Annotated in this window: 18 protein-coding genes and 1 pseudogene; 10 read left to right on the forward strand and 9 right to left on the reverse strand. The window is 72.0% G+C overall.

All coding sequences use genetic code 11. The features are described from left to right. Positions 1 to 583: 583 nt before the first annotated feature. The 3 genes from G7Z13_RS23210 to G7Z13_RS23220 all read left to right on the forward strand — a co-directional run bounded on the left by G7Z13_RS23210 (position 584) and on the right by G7Z13_RS23220 (position 3,828). Positions 584 to 2,287 (forward strand): trypsin-like peptidase domain-containing protein, encoded by a 1,704-nt coding sequence (locus G7Z13_RS23210; RefSeq protein WP_240926529.1) that lies wholly within the window; start codon positions 584 to 586, stop codon positions 2,285 to 2,287. 157 nt (positions 2,288 to 2,444) lie between these two features. Beyond that, positions 2,445 to 2,888 (forward strand): sec-independent translocase, encoded by a 444-nt coding sequence (locus G7Z13_RS23215; RefSeq protein ID WP_166002165.1) that lies wholly within the window; start codon positions 2,445 to 2,447, stop codon positions 2,886 to 2,888. A gap of 277 nt (positions 2,889 to 3,165) precedes the next feature. After that, positions 3,166 to 3,828: a hypothetical protein gene (locus G7Z13_RS23220; protein WP_206313131.1), complete on the forward strand. Its 663-nt coding sequence runs from the start codon at positions 3,166 to 3,168 to the stop codon at positions 3,826 to 3,828. 144 nt (positions 3,829 to 3,972) lie between these two features. On the opposite strand, the gene G7Z13_RS23225 is transcribed toward G7Z13_RS23220, so the two are convergent. The 3 genes from G7Z13_RS23225 to G7Z13_RS23235 are packed head-to-tail and all read right to left on the reverse strand — an operon-like array spanning position 3,973 to position 7,019. Continuing rightward, the gene (locus G7Z13_RS23225; protein ID WP_166002167.1) at positions 3,973 to 5,106 is read right to left on the reverse strand and encodes an Mrp/NBP35 family ATP-binding protein; all 1,134 of its coding nucleotides are present in this window, start codon (positions 5,104 to 5,106) and stop codon (positions 3,973 to 3,975) included. Between the two features lie 43 nt (positions 5,107 to 5,149). After that, positions 5,150 to 5,746, reverse strand: a complete 597-nt coding sequence (locus tag G7Z13_RS23230; RefSeq protein WP_166002168.1) for a DUF1003 domain-containing protein — start codon at positions 5,744 to 5,746, stop codon at positions 5,150 to 5,152. Next, positions 5,736 to 7,019 (reverse strand): CBS domain-containing protein, encoded by a 1,284-nt coding sequence (locus G7Z13_RS23235; RefSeq protein WP_166002169.1) that lies wholly within the window; start codon positions 7,017 to 7,019, stop codon positions 5,736 to 5,738. The genes G7Z13_RS23230 and G7Z13_RS23235 overlap by 11 nt, the downstream gene beginning before the upstream one ends. 266 nt (positions 7,020 to 7,285) lie before the next feature. Here G7Z13_RS23235 and G7Z13_RS23240 point away from each other — a divergent pair, with 266 nt between their 5' ends. Further along, positions 7,286 to 8,035 (forward strand): hypothetical protein, encoded by a 750-nt coding sequence (locus tag G7Z13_RS23240; protein ID WP_166002170.1) that lies wholly within the window; start codon positions 7,286 to 7,288, stop codon positions 8,033 to 8,035. A gap of 44 nt (positions 8,036 to 8,079) precedes the next feature. On the opposite strand, the gene G7Z13_RS23245 is transcribed toward G7Z13_RS23240, so the two are convergent. Together G7Z13_RS23245 and G7Z13_RS23250 are read right to left on the reverse strand one after the other, a co-directional pair. Then, on the reverse strand, positions 8,080 to 8,592 hold the full coding sequence (locus G7Z13_RS23245) for a hypothetical protein (protein ID WP_166002171.1): 513 nt from the start codon (positions 8,590 to 8,592) through the stop codon (positions 8,080 to 8,082). A 42-nt stretch (positions 8,593 to 8,634) separates the two neighbouring features. After that, positions 8,635 to 9,750, reverse strand: coding sequence for a magnesium and cobalt transport protein CorA (locus G7Z13_RS23250; protein WP_166002172.1), 1,116 nt, complete (start codon positions 9,748 to 9,750; stop codon positions 8,635 to 8,637). A gap of 517 nt (positions 9,751 to 10,267) precedes the next feature. On the opposite strand from G7Z13_RS23250, the gene G7Z13_RS23255 reads away from it, so the two are divergent. The 4 genes from G7Z13_RS23255 to G7Z13_RS23270 all read left to right on the forward strand — a co-directional run bounded on the left by G7Z13_RS23255 (position 10,268) and on the right by G7Z13_RS23270 (position 13,442). Then, complete coding sequence (locus tag G7Z13_RS23255; RefSeq protein WP_166002173.1) at positions 10,268 to 10,852, forward strand: suppressor of fused domain protein; 585 nt, start codon at positions 10,268 to 10,270, stop codon at positions 10,850 to 10,852. Positions 10,853 to 11,059: 207 nt separating this feature from the next. Continuing rightward, complete coding sequence (locus G7Z13_RS23260; protein WP_166002174.1) at positions 11,060 to 11,713, forward strand: DUF6758 family protein; 654 nt, start codon at positions 11,060 to 11,062, stop codon at positions 11,711 to 11,713. A 193-nt stretch (positions 11,714 to 11,906) separates the two neighbouring features. Further along, positions 11,907 to 12,767 (forward strand): PHP domain-containing protein, encoded by an 861-nt coding sequence (locus G7Z13_RS23265; protein WP_166002175.1) that lies wholly within the window; start codon positions 11,907 to 11,909, stop codon positions 12,765 to 12,767. Positions 12,768 to 12,836: 69 nt separating this feature from the next. Beyond that, positions 12,837 to 13,442, forward strand: a complete 606-nt coding sequence (locus G7Z13_RS23270) for a MarC family protein (protein ID WP_166002176.1) — start codon at positions 12,837 to 12,839, stop codon at positions 13,440 to 13,442. Between the two features lie 186 nt (positions 13,443 to 13,628). Here G7Z13_RS23270 and G7Z13_RS23275 read toward each other — a convergent pair whose 3' ends face one another. Continuing rightward, positions 13,629 to 14,426, reverse strand: coding sequence for an SDR family oxidoreductase (locus G7Z13_RS23275; protein ID WP_166002177.1), 798 nt, complete (start codon positions 14,424 to 14,426; stop codon positions 13,629 to 13,631). Between the two features lie 58 nt (positions 14,427 to 14,484). Between G7Z13_RS23275 and G7Z13_RS23280 the strand changes: the two genes are divergently transcribed. Beyond that, a complete protein-coding gene (locus tag G7Z13_RS23280) occupies positions 14,485 to 14,865 on the forward strand; it encodes a MerR family transcriptional regulator (RefSeq protein ID WP_166002178.1) in 381 nt (126 codons plus the stop codon). Between the two features lie 649 nt (positions 14,866 to 15,514). On the opposite strand, the gene G7Z13_RS23285 is transcribed toward G7Z13_RS23280, so the two are convergent. Next, positions 15,515 to 15,667: a hypothetical protein gene (locus tag G7Z13_RS23285; protein WP_166002179.1), complete on the reverse strand. Its 153-nt coding sequence runs from the start codon at positions 15,665 to 15,667 to the stop codon at positions 15,515 to 15,517. 227 nt (positions 15,668 to 15,894) lie between these two features. On the opposite strand from G7Z13_RS23285, the gene G7Z13_RS23290 reads away from it, so the two are divergent. Beyond that, complete coding sequence (locus G7Z13_RS23290; RefSeq protein WP_206313132.1) at positions 15,895 to 16,800, forward strand: NYN domain-containing protein; 906 nt, start codon at positions 15,895 to 15,897, stop codon at positions 16,798 to 16,800. A 27-nt stretch (positions 16,801 to 16,827) separates the two neighbouring features. Here the strand turns inward: G7Z13_RS23290 and G7Z13_RS23295 are convergent, their stop codons facing one another. Both G7Z13_RS23295 and G7Z13_RS33805 read right to left on the reverse strand, forming a co-directional pair. Next, complete coding sequence (locus G7Z13_RS23295; protein WP_166002181.1) at positions 16,828 to 17,706, reverse strand: alpha/beta hydrolase; 879 nt, start codon at positions 17,704 to 17,706, stop codon at positions 16,828 to 16,830. Positions 17,707 to 17,791: 85 nt separating this feature from the next. Further along, positions 17,792 to 18,205, reverse strand: a pseudogene (locus G7Z13_RS33805) (DEAD/DEAH box helicase); the annotation flags it as partial.

Below are 18,205 nucleotides of genomic sequence, written 5' to 3' on the forward strand. Positions count from 1 at the left end.
CTTCGAACTGGACGCTCCCGCGGGGGCGCGCGGCGACGAGTCCGAGGCGGGTGCGTCTGCGCGGGTGTCCGGCGCTGGTTCCCCTGCCGCGGAGGCGTCCGAGGCGAACGGCGACTCGGCGCTGAGCGCATCTGCGGGGGCGCTCGGTGAGGGGTCTGCTGCCGGGGCCGGTACGGCTTCCGCAGGCGGTGGCGGTGAGGCCGCTACGGCTTCCGTCGACGGTGACGGTGACTTCGAGTTGCGGCGCCCGGAGCAGCCGGTGGACCCGGCGAGCGCGACCGGCACGGCCGACCCCGGTACGGGGGCTGCCCTCGCCGTGGCCGGCGGCGCCGCAGTGGGCTCCGCCGAGGAAGCAGTGGCGCTCCCAGCGGAGCCTGCCACCGCCGCGAGCCGGCACCCCGAGGGGACTCCCGGCGCCGAGTCACGGGCCGTCGATGCCTCGGGCACCGCCGGGGGAGCGGCTGCGGGCGCGGGCGTCGAAGCGGCGCCCGTCGAGCTCTCCGGGACCCCCGGGACCTCTGAGGCCTTGGAAACCCCCGAGGCATCCGAAGCTCGCGAGACTTCCGAGGCCTCCGGCACTGCCGTGCAGTCCCGTGTCCTGCCCGTCGCCCCCGCCGCCGACGCCGTGAAGCCCCTCCACGACCCCGACCCCTACAGCACCCCTCCCTACGGCGAACCGGGCCCCTGGGCGCCCGCCCCGCCCGTACAACACCCGGCGGTGACGCCCGCTCAGGGCACGGCGATACCCATGCCCCCGCCGCTCGCCGCGGACCCCCTCGCCGCCCCTCACCCGGCGACGCCCGCCGCGTCCCACCCCGCCTCGCACCCAGCGGCTGCCGCGCCCCACCTCGCTACCCCCGTGCCTGGACCCTCCGCGCACCCCACACCGCCCCCGATCGCTCCCTCCACGCCGTCCACGCCGTCCACGCCGTCCGTGCCCTCCGCGGCCCATCCCGCCACGCCCCCGATCGCCCCCGCGCACGGGGCCGTCGCGGCGCACGGTGAGGGCGGTGGGGGCGTGGCGGACGCCGCCGGTGCCTCCGCGCCCGCGCCCGGCGGGTCCGCCTCCACACCCCCCGCCGACCCGTGGCGGCGCTACGACCCCTGGGCGGCGGCAGCCGCCTCCGCCGGGCCGCTGCAGCAGACCGGCGCCGCGGTGCCCACCCAGCGGCAGCGCCGGACGCGGACCAGGAAGGCACTGATCGGCGCGGCGGTGCTGCTGGCCCTGGTGTCCGGTGGGGCCGGCGGTCTCGTCGGGGCGTACCTGGAGCGCAACGGCGGCGTTGGGCAGGTGGAGCTGCCGCAGGCCGGGAAGGAGAGCACGGAGCGGGCCGCGGGCACCGTCGCCGGGATCGCGGCCCGGGCCCTGCCCAGCGTCGTCACCCTGCATGTCTCCGGCGGGGACGAGTCCGGCACCGGCACCGGCTTCGTGCTCGACACCCGCGGCCACATCCTCACCAACAACCACGTCGTCGAGCCCGCCGGCGCCGACGGCGGGATAACGGTCACCTTCAACAGCGGCGACACCGCGAAGGCCGAGGTGGTCGGCCGGGACAGCGGCTACGACCTCGCCGTCGTCCGGGTGCGCGGCGTCAGCGGGCTGAAGCCGCTGCCGCTCGGCAACTCCGACAACGTCCAGGTCGGCGACCCGGTCGTGGCCATCGGCGCGCCCTTCGACCTGGCCGGCACCGTCACCTCCGGGATCATCTCCGCCAAGGAGCGTCCCATCACGGCCGGCGGCGAGAAGGGCGACGGCAGTGACGTGAGTTACGTCGACGCCCTGCAGACCGACGCGCCCATCAACCCGGGCAACTCCGGCGGCCCCCTCCTCGACGCGCGGGCCCGCGTCATCGGCATCAACTCCGCGATCCGTTCCGCCGACAGCGGCGCGGACCTGGACGGCGGCCAGTCCGGCTCCATCGGCCTCGGCTTCGCCATCCCCATCAACCAGGGCAAGCGGGTCGCCGAGGAGCTGATCAACACCGGCAAGGCCACCCACCCCGTGATCGGCGTCACCCTGGACATGGGCTACACCGGGGACGGCGCCCGCGTCGGCACCAAGGGCAGCGACGGCGGCTCCGCCGTCACTCCGGGCGGCCCCGGCGACCGGGCCGGCATCGAACCCGGTGACGTCGTCACGGAAGTCGACGGTCAGCGCGTGCACTCCGGCGAGGAACTGATCGTCAAGACCCGCGCCCACCGCCCCGGAGACCGCCTGGAACTGACCGTCGTACGCGACGGCGAGGAGCGGACGGTCTCCCTGGTCCTCGGCTCCTCGGAGGACTGACCGGCGCACGGCCGGCCGGGCAGGCGATCGAGGACGGAACCGAGAAACCGCTCACATACACACACTCGGGGGTCACGGGACGGTACCGGTCGGACAGGATCGACGGGTACCGTGGATGCGGCCCGGGACCGCGGGAGGACATCGCAAGGAGCTTCAGGTGTTCAATGACATAGGACCGCTCGAGCTGGTGACGCTCATCGTCCTCGCCGTGCTCGTGTTCGGTCCGGACAAGCTCCCGAAGGTCATTCAGGACGTGACGCGGACGATCCGGAAGATCCGTGAGTTCTCGGAGAGCGCCAAGCAGGACATCCGGCAGGAACTCGGGCCTGAGTTCAAGGACTTCGAGTTCGAGGACCTGAACCCCAAGACGTTCATCCGCAAGCAGCTGGACAACGACGACCTGGGGCTCAAGGAGATCCGCAACACCTTCGACCTGAAGAAGGAGATGGCCGAGGTCACGGACGCGGTCCACGGCCGCGACACCGACTCCTCGGCGTCCTCTGCGTCCTCCTCGGGCTCGTCTTCCGGTGCGCGCGTCGACATGAGCAAGAAGCCCGAGCCCGCGGACACCCGCCCGCCGTTCGACGCCGACGCCACCTGAGGCCCGCCGCACGGCACAGGCCCCTGCTCCCGCACGGCGCGCTCGCCGCGAACCCGCGTGCGCGCCGCTTCGTACGCCCCCGCGCGCTGCGCGAACCCGCCCCCGCGCGCCGCGCGAACCCCGCCCTCGGGCGACCCACGCGCCGGGCGCATTCCCTGCTGCCCCGAGCGGTGTGGATATGCTGCCGAGTTGTTGTGCGGACCGTACGCAAATAAGCAACGCCGCCCGAAGGGGGGCGGGCGACCGGTCCGACGAGAGCGAGGAGGCGTCCGGGTACATGGAGACGACGAGTCGGTCAGTCGCGCAGACGCCGGCCGCGGAGGGCGGACAACAGGTCCCCGCCGCCCGGCGGGCGGTCGACGGCTACCTGCGAGCGTCCTTCCCGTGGTACGGCCTCGACGAGGCGTTCACGGGGCCGCGTTGGCTGATGCAGGTCGGTACGGCGGCCGACGGAGCCGTCGAGCACGGTTCGATCGGACACGGTGACGAGCCCTCTGTGCGCGGGGACGCCGGGCCGGAGGACAGCCGGGAGCGGTTCGCGGTCGTCGTGACCGTCGCGGCGAACCCGTCCCGCCGGAGCGCCGACGGCACGGGCCTGCTGGAGGCCACGACGGTGTCCTCGGCGGCCTGGCTGGCCGGGGTGGGACTGCTGTCCTTCACCTGGCCCGGACAGATGGACCACAGCCTGCGCGACGACTGGCTGGAGCAGCAAACCGAGACCGCGTGGGAGCTCGCCGACGACCTGGACGGGCCCGAGTGGTCGACGCTGAGCCTCCCCGTGGACGGGGTGCCGACGCCGTTCCACTACCGGGAGTCCGAGTACGGCTGGGTCCTCGCCGGTTCGACGCAGCAGGGCGTGCACGTCGGGGCGTACGGCCGCGGCATGAGCGCGTACGGCCTCGGCTTCGCCGCGATCAAGGACATCGCCGCGTACGAGTAGAGCCACGCACGGAGACGTGAGACCGCGTACGGAGACGTGAGACCGCGCACGGAGACGTGAGACCGCGCACGACAGAAGGGGCGCCGCACAGCAGCGGCGCCCCTTCTGTCGTGTCGCGAGGGACCTGCGGGAGAAGCGCGGTCCTCAGAACTTGTTCTTCGGGGTGATCCCCAGGGACAGCCCCGACAGCCCCCGCTGCCGTCCGCCCAGCTTGCCCGCGATGGCCCGCAGCGCGGCACCCGCCGGGGACTCCGGGTCGGTCAGGACGACCGGCTTGCCCTCGTCGCCGCCCTCGCGCAGGCGGACGTCGATCGGGATGGAGCCGAGGACGGGGACGTTCGTGCCCGTCGTACGGGTGAGGCCGTCGGCGACCGTCTGGCCGCCACCCGTGCCGAAGACGTCGACCATCTCGCCGCAGTGCGGGCAGGGCAGGCCGGACATGTTCTCGACCACGCCGACGATCTTCTGGTGGGTCTGCACGGCGATCGAGCCGGCCCGCTCGGCCACCTCGGCGGCGGCCTGCTGCGGGGTCGTCACGACCAGGATCTCGGCGTTCGGGATCAGCTGGGCGATGGAGATCGCGATGTCGCCGGTGCCGGGCGGCAGGTCGAGCAGGAGGACATCGAGGTCGCCCCAGTACACGTCCGCCAGGAACTGCTGGAGCGCGCGGTGCAGCATCGGGCCCCGCCAGACGACCGGCGCGTTGCCCGGCGTGAACATGCCGATGGAGATGACCTTCACGCCGTTCGCCGACGGCGGCATGATCATGTTCTCGACCTGGGTGGGACGGCCGTCGGCGCCCAGCATCCGGGGCACCGAGTGGCCGTAGATGTCGGCGTCGACCACGCCCACCTTCAGGCCGTCGGCGGCCATCGCGGCGGCCAGGTTGACCGTCACGGACGACTTGCCGACGCCGCCCTTGCCGGAGGCGACCGCGTAGACGCGGGTCAGGTTGCCGGGCTTGGCGAACGGGACCTCGCGCTCGGTCTGGCCGCCGCGCAGCGCCGCCGCCAGCTCCTTGCGCTGCTCGTCGCTCATCACGTCCAGCGTGACGTCGACGCGGGGGACGCCCTCGACGCGGGAGACCGCCTCGGTCACCCGCTGGGTGATCGTGTCCCGCATGGGGCAGCCCGAGACCGTCAGGTACACGGTGACGGCGACCGCTCCGTCCGCCCCGATGTCCACCGACTTGACCATCCCGAGTTCGGTGATGGGGCGGTTGATCTCGGGGTCGTTCACCGTCGCCAGTGCTTCGCGCACCGCGTCTTCCGTAGCCATAAGGACGATGGTACGGCCCGGTAGCCGCCCCTCGGAAAGGCTGTCAGCGGTCGTCTACGTCACGTCCGTGCGACCGTTCCGCCGGGAATACGACCGCCTCGGAGCGGTGGCCGTCCCGCCGCTGCTCCAGCTCTCTGACGAGGTCGTGCAGCTCGGAGCGGATCCAGTCGCGGGTGGCGACCTCGCCGAGGCCCATGCGCAGCGCGGCGACCTCGCGCGTCAGGTACTCGGTGTCCGCGATGGACCGCTCGTTCTGCTTGCGGTCCTGTTCGAGATTGACCCGGTCGCGGTCGTCCTGCCGGTTCTGCGCGAGCAGGATCAGCGGGGCGGCGTAGGAGGCCTGCAGCGACAGCGCCAGGGTCAGGAAGATGAACGGATACTCGTCGAATCGCACGGACTGCGGCATCAGGGTGTTCCAGGCGACCCAGCAGATGATCGTCACCGTCATCCAGACCAGGAACCGCCCGGTGCCGATGAACCGGGCGACCCGCTCCGACAGCCGCCCGAAGGCCTCCGGGTCGTACTCGGGCAGATACCGGCGCCGCGGCGGGGCCGGCTGGTCGAGGCGGGCGCGGGGGCGGCCGGTCGCCGTGGCCCCGGCCGGTGTCCGCTCGCGCGCGCTGTCCCGCTCAGGCGCCATGGGCGGCCGTCCCCTCGTCCAGGTGGAACTCGGTCTCCCGCCAGTCCTCCGGCAGCATGTGGTCCAGTACGTCGTCCACGGTGACCGCGCCCAGCAGCGACCCGGACTCGTCGACCACGGGCGCCGCGACCATGTCGTACGTCGCGAAGAACCCGGCGACCAGCGGCAGCGCGGCGTCCGGCGCGAGCGGCTGGAGGTCGTCGTCGACGAGCGAGCTGACCAGGGTGTACGGCGGGTCGCGCAGCAGGCGCTGGAAGTGGACCGTGCCCAGGTACTTGCCGGTGGGGGTCTCGTCGGGCGGGCGGCAGACGTAGACCTGCGCGGCGAGCGCGGGGGAGAGGTCGGGGTTGCGCACCCGGGCGAGCGCGTCGGCGACGGTGGCGTCCGGGCGCAGCACGATCGGCTCGGTGGTCATCAGACCGCCGGCGGTGTGCTCCTCGTACGACATCAGGCGGCGCATCTCGGCCGCGTCGTCGGGCTGCATCAGGCCCAGCAGCCGCTCCTGCTCCTCCTTCGGCAGCTCGGCGAGCAGGTCGGCCGCGTCGTCCGGGTCCATGGCCTCCAGGACGTCGGCGGCGCGCTCGCCCTGCAGCTTGCCGAGGATCTCGATCTGGTCGTCCTCCGGCAGCTCCTCCAGGACGTCGGCGAGCCGGTCGTCGTCGAGGGCGGCGGCGACCTCGGCGCGGCGCTTGGGGGACAGGTGGTGCAGGACGTTCGCCAGGTCGGCGGCGCGCAGCTGCTCGAAGGTGGCGAGCAGGTTCTCGGCGCCCTGCCCGTGCTCCTCCAGCGAGAAGCCGGTGACCTGCGACCACTCGACGGTCAGGGTCTCGCCCTTGGCGCGGCGGAAGGCGCCGCCCTTCCTCCCCTTGCGCACGAACACCCGGTCGATCTCCCAGTCGCGGCGGGCCGGGAGCTGCTGCACCGACAGGTCGAGGACGGTGACCTCCTCGCCGGTCTCGACGAGGGTGACCCGGCGGTCCAGCAGCTCGCCGAAGACCAGCCGCTCGGTGGGGCGCTGCTCGAAGCGCCGGACGTTGAGCACGCCGGTGGTGATGACCTGGCCGGACTCGATGCCGGTGACCCGGGTCATGGGCAGGAAGATCCGGCGCCGGGTGGCCAGTTCGACCACCAGGCCGAGCAGCCGCGGCGGCCGGCGGGCGACGCGCAGCATGACGACGAGGTCGCGCACCCGCCCCACCTGGTCGCCGTTGGGGTCGAAGACGGCGATGCCGGCGAGGTGCGAGACGAAGATCCGGGGGGCGCCCGCTGCCATGCTCTCCACACCTCCGCTTCCGTGCCGCTGCCGCGCTCCGCCGTCGTGCGGCCGGTGCGCTCCGTACGGCCGCTGTGCCGCTTCCGTGCTGTTTCGGTGTACCGCGCGTGTTATCCGGATTGCCCGTTCGGGTGGGCTTCAGGCTAGCCCGTCCGGATCGGATACGCCCTGGTGAGCGGTCGGGTCGGACTGGCTCCGCCGGACCCCGCGCACCCCGGTACTCTGCGGTACGCCGACCGGACCCCCGTAGAAAGGCAGCCCCACCTGTGACCGCGATTCCCCAGGGCCGTATCCGCCGGGCCACGCTGACGAGCGCGCTGTGCGCGCTGGTGGTGAGCGGCGCGGGGCTGACGGGGTGCAGCAGCGAGGACCCGGACGCGGGCACCAACGGGGTGGGCAAGCTGTCCCCGGAGAAGATCCAGGCGAAGACCCTGGCCGCCGCGGAGTCCGCGGCCGCCGTACGGCTGTCCGGGACCGTGGTGACCAGCGGCCGCACCTACAAGCTGGACATGCGGCTCAAGGGCGACGGCGGCACCGGGTCGGTCACCGCGGAGGGCGCCGCCTTCGAGCTGCTGCGGGTCGGGGACCAGCTGTACCTGAAGGCGGACAGCGCGTTCTGGAACCCGGAGGGCGGCAAGGGCGGCGGCGACGCGGCCGCCGCGGACAAGCTCGACGGCAAGTACGTCAAGGTCCCCGAGGGCGACCCCTCCTACAAGCGGTTCAGCGGCTTCACCGACAAGGACGTCCTCCTCGACAGCCTGCTCACCCTGCACGGCACCCTGGAGACCGACGGCCGCCACCAGCGGGCCGGCGTCCGCACCATCCGCATCACCGGCGACCAGGGCTCCGGCGGCACCCTCGACGTCTCCCTGGAGGGCAAGCCCTACCCGCTGCGCCTGGTCCGCGGCGGCGACGCGGGCACCCTGACCTTCTCCGCCTGGGGCAAGGACTTCCCCCTCACCGAGCCGGACAAGAGCGAGACGGTCGACTACGGCCCGCAGCTGCCGACGTCGTAGCGGGCCTGCGGGGCGCCACGTCCGCGCAGCGAACCTCCGGGGCGCTACGTCCGCTTGCGGCGCTTCAGCAGCAGCCGCGGCAGGGCCGCCGGGATCGGGCGCCGGGTCGTCGCCGGGCTGGGCAGCGGCGCCTGGGCCTGGGAGTCCTCGGGCAGCGGCAGCGTGACACCCGTCGGCTCCAGGCGCAGCACCCGGCACTCGCGGCGCCAGCGCTCGGGCATGGCCTCCCCGTCGGGCGCGTTCAGCCGCTTGCCCTTCAGCTCGGCGACGGCGGCCTCCCACGCCTCGGACCGCGGGGCCAGCTCCACGACCGTCGCCGTCCACGACACCACCCGGCCGCCCTTGTCCTTGCTGCGCACCGTCACCTCGGCGGTGGCCCCGTCGGTGAGCCCCGGCAGCGGCTGCTCGCCCGGCCCGTCACCGACCACGCAGGCCGCGCCCTCGTGCCAGGCGTGCCACAGCGCGCGGGCGGGCACCCCGGGGCCCTTCACCCAGATGAGCCCGGACTTCTTCGTGGCCTCCTCGACGAGGGCCCGGTCGAGCAGCTCGCTAGTCATGGGGCCAGCCTAACCAGGCCCTCCGGCCCGGCCCGGTTGGCCTCAGAGCCAGCCGTTGCGCTTCAGCGTGCGGTGGATGCCGAAACAGATCATCGCGGTGATCCCGAGCACCATCGGATAGCCGAACCGCCACCGCAGCTCCGGCATGTAGTCGAAGTTCATCCCGTACACACCGCACACCATCGTCGGCACGGCGATGATCGCCGCCCACGAGGTGATCTTCCGCATGTCCTCGTTCTGTGCCACGGACGCCTGCGCGAGATTGGCCTGGAGGATGGAGTTCAGCAGCTCGTCGAAGCCCATGACCTGCTCCTGCACCCGGGCCAGGTGGTCGGCGACGTCGCGGAAGTACTTCTGGATGTCCGGGTCGATCAGCCGCATCGGCCGCTCGCTCAGCAGCTGCATCGGCCGCACCAGCGGCGACACCGCGCGCTTGAACTCCAGGACCTCACGCTTGAGTTGGTAGATCTGCCCGGCGTCCGTGCCGCGCGGGGTGCCCTTGCGTCCCGGCGAGAACACCTCGGTCTCCACCTCGTCGATGTCGTCCTGCACCGCGTCGGCGACCGCGATGTACCCGTCGACGACGTGGTCGGCGATGGCGTGCAGCACCGCCGAGGGGCCCTTCGCCAGCAGCTCCGGGTCGTCCTCCAGCCGGTGCCGCAGCCCGCGCAGCGAGCCCTGCCCGCCGTGCCGGACGGTGATGAAGAAGTTCTCGCCGGTGAAGCACATCACCTCGCCGGTCTCGACGACCTGGCTGTTGGCGGTCAGCTCGTCGTGCTCGACGTAGTGGATGGTCTTGAAGACGGTGAAGAGCGAGTCGTCGTACCGCTCCAGCTTGGGCCGCTGGTGGGCCTGGACGGCGTCCTCCACGGCCAGCGGGTGCAGCCCGAACTCCCCGGCGATACCGGCGAATTCGGACTCGGTCGGCTCGTGCAGCCCGATCCAGGCGAACCCTCCGTCGCGGCGCACCTGGCGCATCGCCTCCTGCGGCGTCAGCGGCCGGGAGCTGGCCACGCGCGCACCGTCGCGGTAGACGGCGCAGTCGACGACGGCCGAGGCGGTCGCGGGGTCACGGGTGGTGTCGTAACTCCCGGTGTCCTTGCGCAGCGCGGGGCGGGACGGGCGGACGGCGGCGCGCAGGTCGCGGATCATCGACATGGGCAGGCTCCTTCGCAACGGGCAACGAAAGACCGCCGACGACGGGTGGAACTACCCGGAATGAGGACGTCTTCTCGACTGCGGATGTTTGGCACGTCCACAAAGCGGGGAGCACCGCACCGTCGCGGTGGCGAGTTCGCTACTGAGTCAGCTGCTGATGCAGACCAGACAGACCAGACAGAACAGACAGATCAGGTAGAGCGAAACGACGTGCTCTTCCGGGTGACCCGGATGAAGGCGCGCATGCGAAAGGCGGCAACCAGCCAGAGCGAGAGCAGCTACATCAGAGACCGGAAGAGCGGGTGCTACTGCACGGTCGACTTCGATCCATGACAGCCCCACCTCCTCCGGCCGGTCCCTGCTGAGGGACGATCCCAACCCCCTAGAGGGTTCCCGTGGCGTCGGGACTTGACCCGCACGCTTGCCGCGTGCTGCCCGACCACCGGCCAAGAGTATCAGCCGACTGAAGTGTCAAGGCGTTGCTTTGCCCGGTCCTGACGAGTTCTATGCTCCCCGCATGGCTGATGTTCTCCCTTTGGTCGAAGCCCGGTTGCGTACCGCGCTCGGCGAGCCCGACGCCCGCGCCGCGGTCACCTTCCTCGGCACGGACCGGATCGAGGTGCTGCGCTTCCGCGAGGGGGACATCGTCCGCTACGCCACGCTCGGCATGTCCGCCCAGCCCATGGCCGACCCGACCGCGGTGCTCGCCGACCCGGTCAAGGGCCCGCGTGCCGAGCTGGTCCTGTCGGTGCGCGCCGGGCTCGCCGACACCGACAAGGTGCTCCGCCCGCTGGCCGTGCTCGCCGCGTCACCCCAGGTCGAGGGCGTGGTCGTGGCTCCGGGCGCGTCCCTGGACGTGGGGGAGCCGCTGTGGCCGGGCGCCCCGTTCTCCTCGGTGCTGGTCGCCGAGCCGGGCGGCCTGGTCGAGGATCTGGAGCTGGACCCGCCGATGGACCCCGTCCGGTTCCTGCCGCTGCTGCCGATGACCGCGAACGAGGCCGCCTGGAAGCGGGTGCACGGCGCCCAGGCGCTGCGGGAGCGCTGGCTGAACCAGGGCACGGACCTGCGCGATCCGCTGCGCGCGTCCGTCCCGCTCGGGTGACCGGTCTCACGAACACGCGCGTCTCACCAACGCCCGTGCCGCGCCGGTCAGTTGCCGAGCCGTCGAACTGGTGAACGCCGAGTCGCCGGCCGGCCCGTCCGCCCTCCTGTCGGCGCGTCACCCCGCCCTTGTCCCCTTGTCCCCTTTTCCGTCCGGACGGGTGATCGTCCTTGACGTGACGCGGCGCGGGTAGGACCGTGGAGCCCTATGAGGGGCGAACCCAGTTGCCCGAAGTGCGGTGGCCGGGTCAGGGCGCCCGGACTCTTCGCCGACTCGTGGCAGTGCGATGTGCATGGCGCGGTCCATCCGCTGCAACCCGTGGTGCCGCCCAGCGTCGAGGCCCTCGCCGTCGTGGTACGTCGCGCCCAGGTGCCGGTGTGGATGCCGTGGCCGCTGCCGATCGGCTGGCTCTACACGGGTGTGCTCTGCGCGGGTGACGACCGCAGTGGCGGCCGCGCCACGGCTCTGGCCTGCTCGGGACCCAGCCCGCTCGGCGGCGTCGGCGAGCTGATCCTCATCGCCGAGGAGCTGGGCGTCGGGCTCGGCGCGCGGTACGCGGGCATCGACGGCCCGGACCCGGGGCCGTACGTGGACGTCGAGAAGCCGCCGCAGGCCAAGGTGCTCGCCGCCGGCCGGCCCACCCCGCTGTGGCATGTCTCCGGCACCCCGGACGACCGGGCGGTCTTCGCGGGGGAGGCGCGCGGCCTGTGGCTGTGGGCCGTGGTGTGGCCCGAACAGTCGGGGCTGCTGATGTACGACGAGCTGGTGCTGACGGACCTGCGGGACGCGGGGGCCGAGATGGAGCTGGTGCCGTGCGGGGCGCTGTCACCGCGCCTGCTGTCGCCCGATCCGGAAGGCTGACCGGGCGGAGGGTGCGGTGACCGTCAGCTGGGGACGCGGGTGGCCGTAGGTGGGCGTGGGTGGCCGGCGCAGGGCGTCCGCGTGACGCGCGTGTAAAGGGCGCACGCCGGTAGTGGGTGTGACGCCCGGGTGTTCGAGTGCGGCTATCCTTGGGTGTCCCCTTCCGTGTCGTCACCCGCTTGGAGTACGCGTCGTGCGCATAGACCTGCACACCCACTCCACCGCGTCCGACGGTACGGACACCCCCGCCGAGCTGGTGCGCAACGCCGCAGCGGCCGGTCTGGACGTGGTCGCGCTGACCGACCACGACACCACCCGCGGACACGCCGAGGCCGTCGCCGCGCTGCCGCCGGGGCTGACCCTCGTCACCGGTGCCGAGCTGTCCTGCCGGATCGACGGGATCAGCATGCACATGCTGGCCTACCTGTTCGACCCCGAGGAGCCCGCCCTGCTCGCCGAGCGCGAGCTGGTGCGCGACGACCGGGTGCCGCGGGCCAAGGGCATGATCGCCAAGCTGAACGAGCTGGGCGTGCCGGTCACCTGGGAACAGGTGGCGCGCATTGCCGGGGACGGGTCCGTGGGACGGCCGCATGTGGCGTCCGCGCTGGTCGAGCTGGGTGTCGTCGACTCCGTGAGCGACGCGTTCACCCAGGACTGGCTCGCCGACGGCGGCCGGGCCTTCGTCGAGAAGCACGAGACCGACCCCTTCGAGGCGATCCGGCTGGTCAAGGGCGCGGGCGGGGTCACCGTGTTCGCGCACCCCGGCGCCGCCAAGCGCGGCCGTACGGTGCCGGAGTCCGCGATCGCCGAGATGGCCGCCGCGGGCCTGGACGGCATCGAGGTCGACCACATGGACCACGACCCGGACACCCGGGCGCGGCTGCGCGGCCTGGCCAAGGAGCTGGGACTGCTCGTGACCGGCTCCAGCGACTACCACGGCAGCCGGAAGACCTGTGTGCTCGGCGAGTACACGACCGACCCCGAGGTGTACGGGGAGATCACCCGGCGGGCGACCGGGGCGTTCCCGGTGCCGGGCACCGGTGGAGCGGTCTGAGCGGTCCGCGCGGCCGCCTGATCCCTCACGTTCCCCTCTTTCCTTCAGTGCAAGGCCTGTAGCTCACCCATGTTCGACATCGCCGTCTTCGGCTCTCTGTTCCTCACCCTTTTTGTCATCATGGATCCCCCTGGGATCACGCCGATCTTCCTCGCCCTGACCGCGGGGCGGCCCGTCAAGGTGCAGCGGCGGATGGCCTTTCAGGCCGTCTGCGTCGCCGGCGGTGTGATCACCGTCTTCGGTGTGCTCGGGCACCAGATCCTCGACTACCTGCACGTGTCCGTGCCGGCGCTGATGATCGCCGGCGGGCTGCTGCTCCTGCTGATCGCCCTGGACCTGCTCACCGGCAAGACCGACGAGCCCAAGCAGACCAAGGACGTCAACGTCGCCCTCGTCCCGCTGGGCATGCCGCTGCTGGCCGGCCCCGGCGCGATCGTCTCCGTCATCCTCGCCGTGCAGAAGGCCGACAGCGTGAGCCTCCAGCTGTCGGTGTGGTCGGCGATCCTCGCCATCCATGTCGTGCTGTGGCTGGTCATGCGGTACTCGCTGCTGATCATCCGGGTCATCAAGGACGGCGGGGTGGTGCTCGTGACCCGGCTCGCGGGCATGATGCTGTCCGCGATCGCCGTGCAGCAGATCATCAACGGCGTCACCCAGGTGATCCAGGGCAGCTGAGCAGGGCCGCTCATCGCTGATCAGGGGTGGGGTTATCTATGGGGCTGCCGGTGGCGGCGCCGTCGCCGTGCAGCATTCATGTCCCCCTGCGACCGGCTGGGCGGGCCGCAGGGGGACAGGTTGTGGTTCGCGTGTTCGCTTCGGCGCAGCCGAGTCGATCCGCGGCCGCTTACCGGGTGGGGTCGGTCATGTGCCGATGCCCTGGCCGAACCCGCCGTCGACGGGCAGTTCCAGGCCGGTGGTGAAGGTGGCCTCGACGGCCAGGTACAGCGCGGCGGCGGCGATTTCCTCCACGGTGCCTCCGCGGCCCATCGGTGTGGAGGCGTTGCCCTGGTCGATGAACTCGGCGCGCTGCTCTTCGGTCAGTCCGGCGACGCCCATAGTGGGGGTGAGGATGAACCCGGGGGCGATCGCGTTGACGCGGATCTTGCGGGGGAGCAGCTCGGCGGCGAGCACCTTGGCGAAGGCGGCGACGGCCTCCTTCGCCCCGGAGTACGCGCTGAGACCCGGGAAGATCTGGTCGTTGGAGACGGTGGTGAACACGATCGAGCCGCCCTCGGACACCAGCGGTGCCAGCCGCTGCACGGTGAAGAAGGCGCCTTTTGCGTTGACGTCGAAGATCCGGTCCCACGATTCCTCGGTGACCTCTTCGAGCGTCTGGAACTCGGCGAGGCCCTGGTTGACGAACAGGTAGTCGATGCGGCCGAGGCGGTCGGCGACCTGATCGCCGAGGGTGGCGATGGCGGTGGCGTCAGTGGCGTCGGAGCGCACCGGGTGGGCCAGCGGGGTGCCGAGCGCCGCCTGGGCCTCGGCGAGTCGCTCGTCGCTGCGTCCGGTGTACATCACTTCGGCGCCGCGGCCGGTCAAGGCCTGGACGATGGCCCGGCCCATGCCGATGGTCCCGCCGGTAACCACGGCCTTCTTACCCGCTAAGGGCTTCGGATCAATGGTGGGAGATTGCTGTGTGCCGCGATGCGTTGCCATGGCGGCTAAGCTAAACCTTGACGTCAATGTCAGAGTCAAACGATGTGCCGGGGGTCACATGTTCATCGGCGAGCTGTCGAGGCGCACCGGCGTCAGCACCAGGAGCCTGCGCTACTACGAGCAGCAAGGGCTGCTGCGGCCGCAGCGGCGAGCCAGTGGCTACCGCGAGTTCGACGAATCCGACGTGGCCGCCGTGCGCCGAGTCCGGATCCTGCTCGCGGCCGGGCTGAACACCGACCTGATCCGCGAGGTGCTGCCCTGCATGGCCGACGAGGGAGCCGTCCTGGCGCCAACCTGCGAGGAAATGGCCCAGGACCTCAAGGCTGAACGCGAGCGCCTGGGCCGCTCCATCGAACAGCTCCAAGCCGCTCACACCATGCTCGGCTCGATCATCCACGCAGGCGAAGCGATCACCGCCCGGGGCGGCCGCAACGGATAGGGACGCGATCCCACAGCGGACGGGCGGCTCCTGGTCCCGGCTCGTATCGCCGTGAATCCGGCAGCAGCTCCTTGAGAGCCTTGCTGAACTCGCCCATTGCCTCGTTTCTGGCACTGTTCGCCTCAGGTGACTGTGGGTTCGGCGCCACACTCGGTGGCGCCCAGCACTTTGTACATCTCGTGCACCAGCGACCGGCCACCGCGCGGGACGCTGGTCACGGCCCCTTCGGCTCGCTCGACGACGTCGATGGAACGGGGAGCTGTGCGGTACAGGCCGGCATGCGTCGCGTTGGGCTGCTTGGCGGACGGCGTCCACGGGCCCGTGGTACGCACCGCGGCCCTGCGCGCGGCCGGCCATCCATGCGGCTGCCGCAGTGACGAGGACGGCCGGTGTGTGCCGATCAGTGCGGCTATGACTTCGGGCTGCACGCGCGAAGAATGCCGGACGAGGCCGCTGCCACATGACGCACTTGCCTGAAGGACCATCGGATTCCGTGAGGCATGGACGCAGGCGACTACTTGCCTCACATCCCTGAAGCGGGTTGGCGACCCTGGACAGCAGCTGATCCAGGCGCGACGGCAGTCCGTGGTCCAGACGCGACAGAGCCCCGTACGGCCGTCACGCCGTACGGGGCTCTCAAGCATGTGGGTTACGAGGCCGGGGTGTCGGCCGGACGGATCCACAGGCGCTGACCGATCGCGGCGGCCTGCTGAACGATCCGGTTGACGGAGGCGGCGTCCACGACGGTGGTGTCCACGGGCGTACCGTCGACGTCGTCGAGGCGCAGAATCTCGAAGCGCATGGCTTCTCCCTTCGTCTGGTCATCCTCCCGGAGGAGAACTACTGGTGGGTGGCCCACGGTGCGACGGTGCACCCTGTTCCGTACGGGTGCAACGCGATGGATGCTACAAACATTCCCTACGCTAAAGAAATTTTTCGACGAACTAATTACTGGCTCGTAAGCTTTCGGTTGCATACGGATCGAGACTGATCGGGACCAGTTGTGTTCACAGTGTGACGGCGCGGACAATGGAGACAATGAACGACGACCTTTCGGCCATGGCCGCCCGTCTCGACCGGACCAACGAGCTGCTGCAGCGCATGCTCGCCGAGGTGGCCAAGACGCCCTCGACGCATGCGATCTTCGTGGACGCCGGGTACCTCTACGCGGCCGCGGGACGCCTCGTCGCCGGCACCGAGGACCGGCGCGCGTTCGACCTGGACGCCGAAGGTCTGATCGACGCCCTGATCGACCGGGCCCGCACCGTCTTCGCCGACAGCCGCCTGCTGCGCGTGTACTGGTACGACGGCGCCCGCCGCCGTATCCACACCGCCGAGCAGCAGACCATCGCCGAGCTGCCCGACGTCAAGGTCCGCCTCGGCAACCTCAACGCCAACAACCAGCAGAAGGGCGTCGACTCCCTGATCCGGACCGACCTAGAGTCCCTGGCCCGGCACCGGGCCATCAGCGACGCCGCCCTGCTCGGCGGCGACGAGGACCTGGTGTCGGCCGTCGAGGCGGCCCAGGGCTACGGCGCCCGGGTGCACCTGTGGGGCATCGAGGCACCCGAGGGCCGCAACCAGGCCGAGCCGCTGCTCTGGGAGGTCGACAGCCAGCGCACCCTCGACCTCGACTTCTTCAAGCCGTACGTCTCCCGCCGCACCGCCGCGGCCTACGACGCCAGTACCGCCGCCCGGCCCGGGCGGGAGGACGTCCGCTTCGTCGGCGCGCAGATCGCCGCGAAGTGGCTGTCCTCGCGCGGCCGCGACGCACTGGTCGAACTGCTGCCCGGCCACCCCTACCTGCCCGGATCGGTCGACCAGGACCTGCTGGTCGAGGCGGAGGGCATGCTCCAGTACTCCCTGCGCGGCCAGGCCGATCTGCGGCGGGCGCTGCGGGACGGCTTCTGGGAGCACCTCCAGACGCTGTACTAGGGGGTGTCCCGCCCGGCGCCGGCGGGATCAGCGCGCCGGGTGCTCGTCCCAGAAACCGGCCACCGCGCGGGCCGTCGGCAGCGGCTGGTCCAGGTTCGGCGAGTGCTCCGCGCCCGGTACGACCGTGCGGCGCGCGCCCAGCCGGCGCGCCATCTCGTCGAGCAGCGGCACCGGCCAGGTCTCGTCCCGGGTGCCGGACAGCACATGGCACGGCAGCGGTACGGCGGCCAGCTCACCGACGCGGTCCGGCTCCGCGCACAACTGCTGCCCCGTCGCGACGAGCTGCGCGGGCGAGTGGCCCAGCCAGCGGCGGCGCAGCTGCTCCGGGCCGCCCAGTCCGCGCGCCGGACCGCCGACGTCCTCCGGCGCGCCCATCGCGCAGATCGCCTCCCACACCTCCGCCATCGACAGCACGGCCAGCGCGTCGCGCAGCAGCTTCACCCGCGCCTGCTGCGCCGTGGAGATCTCCGCCGGGCCCGAGGAGACGAGGGTGAGCGAGGCGAAGGGGGAGTGGTCGAGGAGGACGGCCGCGCGGGCGATCTGCCCGCCCAGCGAGTGCCCCAGCAGATGCACCGGCCCGTCCGGGCCCAGCGCCTCGGCCTGCGCCAGCACATCGCGCGCCAACTCGCCCTGTGCGTACGCCGTTTCGTCGTCCGCCGGGCCCTTCGACTCGAACTGGCCCCGCCCGTCCACGGCGACCGTCCGGTACCCGCGCGCGGCCAGCGGCTCGTGCATCAGGTGGAAGTCCTCCTTGCTCCCGGTGAACCCGGGCAGCAGCAGGGCGACACCGCGCGGCTCGGCGTCCGGCGCGACGGGCGCGTCCACGACGGCGAACTCCCCGCGGGCGGTGCGGAGCGGGTAGGCGCGAGCGCCGGGGGGAGGGGCGAGCGGGGCGGGGCTGGTCACGGGGGGAGATTAGCGCGGGTACGCCGACGGCCCGGTCCCACGCGAGGTGGGCCGGGCCGTCGAACGCGGTGCCTGTCGGCGCCGGTCAGCTCTCCACGGGCTCCGCGGCAGCCGCGGTGGCCTTGCGGGTGCGGCGGGCCTTCGGCTCGGCGGTGGCCTGCGCGGGGATCTCCGCGGACGCGGTCGCAGCCGCTGCGGTGGGCTCGGCGGCCTTGCGCGTGCGGCGGGTCTTCGGCTTGGCCTCGGTGCCCTCGGCGGTGTCGGCCGCCGTCTCGGCCGTGGCGGCCGTCTTGCGGGTGCGCTTCGGCTTCGCCTCGGCGGCGTCGGTCGCCGTCTCGGCCGCGGCGGCGGTCTTGCGGGTGCGCTTCGGCTTCGGCTCGGCCTCCGCAGCCTCCGTCGTCGCGGCGGGCTCGGCGGCCTTCCGCGTGCGGCGGGTCTTCGGCTTGGCCTCGGTGCCCTCGGCGGTCTCCACTGCCGTCTCGGCCGTGGCGGCGGTCTT

The sequence above is a fragment of the Streptomyces sp. JB150 genome, assembly GCF_011193355.1.
Taxonomy (GTDB): domain Bacteria; phylum Actinomycetota; class Actinomycetes; order Streptomycetales; family Streptomycetaceae; genus Streptomyces.

Excerpts from the sequence above, each read along its gene's own strand:
- G7Z13_RS23245 (WP_166002171.1), bottom strand. The coding sequence starts at position 8,592 with ATGACTAGCGAGCTGCTCGACCGGGCCCTCGTCGAGGAGGCCACGAAG.
- G7Z13_RS23230 (WP_166002168.1), bottom strand. The coding sequence starts at position 5,746 with ATGGCGCCTGAGCGGGACAGCGCGCGCGAGCGGACACCGGCCGGGGCC.
- G7Z13_RS23220 (WP_206313131.1), top strand. The coding sequence starts at position 3,166 with ATGGAGACGACGAGTCGGTCAGTCGCGCAGACGCCGGCCGCGGAGGGC.
- G7Z13_RS23255 (WP_166002173.1), top strand. The coding sequence starts at position 10,268 with ATGGCTGATGTTCTCCCTTTGGTCGAAGCCCGGTTGCGTACCGCGCTC.
- G7Z13_RS23290 (WP_206313132.1), top strand. The coding sequence starts at position 15,895 with ATGGAGACAATGAACGACGACCTTTCGGCCATGGCCGCCCGTCTCGAC.
- G7Z13_RS23285 (WP_166002179.1), bottom strand. The coding sequence starts at position 15,667 with ATGCGCTTCGAGATTCTGCGCCTCGACGACGTCGACGGTACGCCCGTG.
- G7Z13_RS23260 (WP_166002174.1), top strand. The coding sequence starts at position 11,060 with ATGAGGGGCGAACCCAGTTGCCCGAAGTGCGGTGGCCGGGTCAGGGCG.
- G7Z13_RS23225 (WP_166002167.1), bottom strand. The coding sequence starts at position 5,106 with ATGGCTACGGAAGACGCGGTGCGCGAAGCACTGGCGACGGTGAACGAC.
- G7Z13_RS23270 (WP_166002176.1), top strand. The coding sequence starts at position 12,837 with ATGTTCGACATCGCCGTCTTCGGCTCTCTGTTCCTCACCCTTTTTGTC.
- G7Z13_RS23280 (WP_166002178.1), top strand. The coding sequence starts at position 14,485 with ATGTTCATCGGCGAGCTGTCGAGGCGCACCGGCGTCAGCACCAGGAGC.
- G7Z13_RS23275 (WP_166002177.1), bottom strand. The coding sequence starts at position 14,426 with ATGGCAACGCATCGCGGCACACAGCAATCTCCCACCATTGATCCGAAG.
- G7Z13_RS23250 (WP_166002172.1), bottom strand. The coding sequence starts at position 9,750 with ATGTCGATGATCCGCGACCTGCGCGCCGCCGTCCGCCCGTCCCGCCCC.
- G7Z13_RS23235 (WP_166002169.1), bottom strand. The coding sequence starts at position 7,019 with ATGGCAGCGGGCGCCCCCCGGATCTTCGTCTCGCACCTCGCCGGCATC.